Genomic DNA, 836 nt, shown 5'->3' with positions numbered 1-836 from the left:
CTTCGTAATAGACAAGCATATGTACGTTATATTTAGCAGTGAAGCCAGGAATGACTTTGTTTTTGTGTTCCCAGGCCCGTTTGATGATCTCTGACGTAGAACCTACGTAAAGAGTCCCATTACGCTGACTCGCAAGAATATAAACATAAGATGGACGCATGATACTTCCTTGAATGTTGGACAAACATCCAAATAGTACTTCGAATGGCTCTACATGGGTAGCCATAAAAACGCACATGCCATAGCAACAACAGAGGCATAATTCCGCTTTAATTCAAATCTTGTCGCAATTGCACGAAAATGCTTTATCCTAGCTAATAAATTTTCAACTAAATGCTTCTATTTATAAAGACACCAATCCATACCTGCATTGCCAATTTTAGAATTACTCTTTCTTGGGATAACTGGAGTAGATAATTTTTTATGAATCGTGTCTCTAACTTCTTCACTATCATAACCTTTGTCAGCAATAGTATGACCTGCGGTGGGCAATTTTTCGATAAATTCTGATGCAACTTTACTGTCATGTACTTCACCACCCGTTATTTCAAAATCAATAGGTAAGCCGAAGGCATCAACAGCCATATGAATTTTTGTTGTATTACCACCTCTGGATTTTCCTATAGCTTCATTTTCTTCAGAAGCTGCTCCAGAACTGTGTTGATGAGCTTTTATTATGCTTCCATCAATAAACGCCCACTCATGATCTGGTTCTTGGAGGAGTGCTTTGAATATAGCCATCAATTTGCCTTTTGAGGACCATCTATTAACTCTTTGATAGATTGAGTTCCAGCATCCAAATTCTGCTGGTAGGTCGCGCCAAGGACAACCAATCC

General features: G+C 38.8%; 1 protein-coding gene and 1 pseudogene. Both read right to left on the bottom strand.

Annotation, left to right across the window (positions count from 1 at the left end):
• The coding region (locus Lsan_RS21315; RefSeq protein WP_162265623.1) for a GIY-YIG nuclease family protein at positions 1-160 on the bottom strand (160 nt) is incomplete at its 3' end.
• Between the two features lie 50 nt (positions 161-210).
• Positions 211-836: pseudogene (locus Lsan_RS22545) on the bottom strand (IS5 family transposase); the annotation flags it as partial.

The organism is Legionella santicrucis (genome assembly GCF_001468135.1).
GTDB classification, from domain to species: domain Bacteria; phylum Pseudomonadota; class Gammaproteobacteria; order Legionellales; family Legionellaceae; genus Legionella; species Legionella santicrucis.
The sequence above is the reverse complement of the archived record's forward strand: the minus strand, read 5'-3'. Positions and strand labels throughout refer to the sequence as shown.